Genomic DNA, 3,459 nt, shown 5'->3' on the forward strand with positions numbered 1-3,459 from the left:
GATGGTTCCACCACCGGGCCCGACTCCAACGGCAGACCTCATACTGTAACGAAGTGCGGCTGCCGTACCAGGACACGCTTATCCCCGACACGTCGCCGCGTAAACATTCAGCCCGCGGTCTGATCTGCGCGTGGTCCGCGCGTTGACCAGGTCGACGATGTGGGCGTGTCGGTCCGGCGGTGATCGGCTGGTCTACGGTTGGATCTTCCGGTGCTCGAGCCGGAGGAGATGTCACGCGACGAGTTGATCGTCGTGGTTCGGCGCCAGGCCGGGCAGCTCGCCGTGCAGGACCGGCAGATCAGCGAGATGGCCGGGCAGCTCGCGCAGCTGATGGAGGCCAACGAGGCACTGGCCGGGAAGCTGGCCAGGCTGGAGCACCTGCTGTCGCGCAACTCGGGTAACTCCTCCAACCCGCCGTCGCGCGATGACGATCCGGGCAAGCCCGCACCGCCGGACAGGCAGCGGGGTCGGGGTGGGCCGAAACGGCCCCGCGGCAAGCAGCGCGGGGCGTCGGGGGCGCATCTGGCGTGGACCGATCACCCCGACCAGCGCCGCGACCGGTTCCCCGAAGGCCGCTGTGACTGCGGTGATGGTCTCGACCGAGCCCGGGACCTGGGTGTGGTGGACCGCTACCAGCAGCACGAGATTCCGCAGGTCGCGGTGACCGTCACCCAGTACGACCAGCACCAGGTCGTGTGCGGCTGCGGCAGGCTGCACACCGCCGCCCGGCCCGATGGGGCCCGCTCGGGCCCGGTCGGGTACGGCCCCAACCTGGCCGCGTTCGCCGTCTACCTGATGGTGGTGCACTTCGTGCCCGCGCACCGGGTCGTGGCGTTGCTGGAGTCGCTGACCGGGACCGCGCCGTCGGTCGGGTTCGTGCACGGCATGATCGGCCGTACCGCCGGGGTGCTCGGCGAGGTCGGTCAGCGGATCCGCACGCTGATCACTCTGGCGTACGCGGTGTGCTGCGATGAGACCCCGCTGCGCGTGGGCCCGCGCTCGCCTGCCGCCGGGAAGAAGAAGGCGGAGCGGTACCTGCTGGTGGCCTGCACCGACCTCTACACCCACTACCTGCTCGGCGACCGGTCCCTGACCACGTTTAAGGCGTCCGTCGTGGCCGAGCTGGCCGCGTCCGGGTCGGTGATCGTGCACGACCGCTACCAGAACTACGACTCCACCACGCTCGGCGCGCTGGTCCACCAACTGTGTACCGCGCACCTGCTGCGTGATCTCGCCGACGCCGCGCAGGTCTACCCCGACGCCATCTGGCCGGTCCAGATCGCCGCCGCGCTGCGCGCGCTGATCCACCACGCCAACCAGGCCCGCGAACAGGGCCACGACACGATCGCCGTCGACGTCCGCGAGGAGCTGCTGCGCCGGCTGCGCGACGGACGAGCGGTCGGGCTGTCCGACACCACCAGCCACGGCACCCGCCCCGGCGAGCGCAAGGCCCGGCTGCTGCTGGAGGTCCTGCGCGACCGCGAAGCCGACGTCCTGCGCTTCGCCTTCGACCTGCAGGTGCCGCCCACCTCGAACCAGGCCGAACGCGACCTCCGCCCCTCCAAGATCCAGCAGAAGATCTCCGGGCGGCTGACCAGCGAGAAACGCACCCAGGACCGCTACACCATCCTCGGCTACGTCTCCACCGCCGCCAAGCACGGCATCGACAAGATCACCGCGTTGCGCGACGCGCTGACCGGCCAACCCTGGATGCCAGCCTTACCGACGCCGGCCTGACGACAACGCAACCGACCGGAGGCCCACCGCCGACCGGCAACGCGCCATGCGTTGATCAACCAGGCTGATGCGATGAAGGAGCGGGGCCTCCGCTCCCCGTGGGTCCCGAGGCACTCTCGGGGTTGCTCACCTCAACGACAAGGGAGGCCCTGTGAGCACATCGTATGACGGCCAGCAGTACGTGGGGATCGATCTGCATCGGCGCCGGTCGGTGCTGGTGCGGATGACCGAGGCCGGCGAGAGGTTGGAGACGGTGCGGATCAGCAACGACCCGGAGTACCTGCGGCTGGTGATGTCCCGCGCCGGGGAGGCGCCGGAGGTGGCGCTTGAGGCCTGTTATGGCTGGTATTGGGCCGCGGACGCGTTGACCGAGCTGGGCGCGTCGGTGCACCTGGCGCATCCGTTGGGGGTCAAGGGATTCGCCTACCGCAGGGTCAAGAACGACGAGCGCGACGCGGCCGACCTGGCCGATTTGCTGCGGATGGGTCGGCTGCCCGAGGCCTGGATCGCCCCGCCGGCGAGCCGGGAGCTGCGTGAGCTGGTCCGGCATCGGGCCAAGCTGGTCGGGTTGCGCACCAACCTCAAGTGCCAGGTGCACGCCGTGCTCGCGAGCGCCGGGGTGCCGGTGATGAGCTCGGATGTGTTCGGCCCGGGCGGGCGCGAGCTGCTTGAACGGGTGGCGCTGCCGGCCGCGATGCGGGCCAAGACGAACTCGGCGCTGCGATTGATCGACGCGATCACCTTCGAGATCGACACCTTCGCCGGGTTGGTGACCACGCCGCTGCATGCCGACCCGGGCTACGCCGCGGTGCAGACCATCCCCGGGGTGGGCCCCACCCTGGGCGCGGTGTTCGTGGCCGAGATCGGCGACGTGCGCCGCTTCCGCCGCCCCGAACAGCTGGCCAGCTGGGCCGGGTTGACTCCCAAACACCGTGAGTCGGACACCAAGGTGCGCCGCGGGCGGATCACCAAGATGGGCTCCAAGCTGGTGCGCTGGGCCGCGCTCGAGGCCGTGCAGCGGGTCGGACCACAGACCCGGATCGGCGCGTTCCGCGACCAGGTCGCCGAGCGCCGCGGCCGCAACCAGGCCAAGGTCGCCGCCGCCCGCGAGCTCATCGAGTGCGTGTTCTACGCGCTCCGCGACCATCACGTTCGCCGGCTGGCGGCATGAGAACTGCCGTCGCCGTCACCTGTCTGGGCGCGGGTCGCGAGCATTCTGACCCCCCGCGTGCGGGCGTGGTCGTCCCCACTGATTGACCCCGTCCAGGCCAACCACCGGTCGTAGCGCTCCATGCCGCCGCCGCGCGGCGAAGGGATGAATGCCCACCCCACGACGGGCGTGTGCCACATATCGGGGAATTTGCTGGAACCCGCCGGCAGGAAGAACCCCAGCGATACCCTGAAGAAGGAGCGAGCACCCAACCCGAGTGACCAACCGGCGCAGACCAGCAACCCCCCTTGCTCCTCTCCGCCATCACAAGCCTGCGCCCGGCGGCGTCGCCGTCAAGGACCTTCGGCCGCTACGCGGTCGGCCTCCGGCCGATCCTTGACCCCGCCGCCTCTACCGAGCGCGCCCGAAAAACGGCGGAACAGCAGAAAGAAAAGAGCAACCCCACACCGGAACGGGCTTGACAAGGCCCCGCTCCTTCAGGGATGAATACACCCATCGTAGAATTTCTGGTGGAGCGAACTACAGCACGCGGCGGTTGGTAGTCCCGGATG

At 69.8% G+C, this 3,459-nt stretch carries 2 protein-coding genes; both read left to right on the forward strand.

Annotation, left to right across the window (positions count from 1 at the left end; genetic code table 11):
- The first annotated feature begins 210 nt into the window (after positions 1 to 210).
- The gene (locus VKN16_21245; protein HME96735.1) at positions 211 to 1,737 is read left to right on the forward strand and encodes an IS66 family transposase; all 1,527 of its coding nucleotides are present in this window, start codon (positions 211 to 213) and stop codon (positions 1,735 to 1,737) included.
- Between the two features lie 181 nt (positions 1,738 to 1,918).
- Positions 1,919 to 2,908 carry an IS110 family transposase gene (locus VKN16_21250; GenBank protein ID HME96736.1) on the forward strand — a complete coding sequence of 330 codons (990 nt, stop codon included), beginning with the start codon at positions 1,919 to 1,921 and terminating at the stop codon, positions 2,906 to 2,908.
- The last annotated feature ends 551 nt before the right edge of the window (positions 2,909 to 3,459 follow it).

This window comes from Candidatus Methylomirabilota bacterium (assembly GCA_035315345.1).
Lineage (GTDB): Bacteria > Methylomirabilota > Methylomirabilia > Rokubacteriales > CSP1-6 > CAMLFJ01.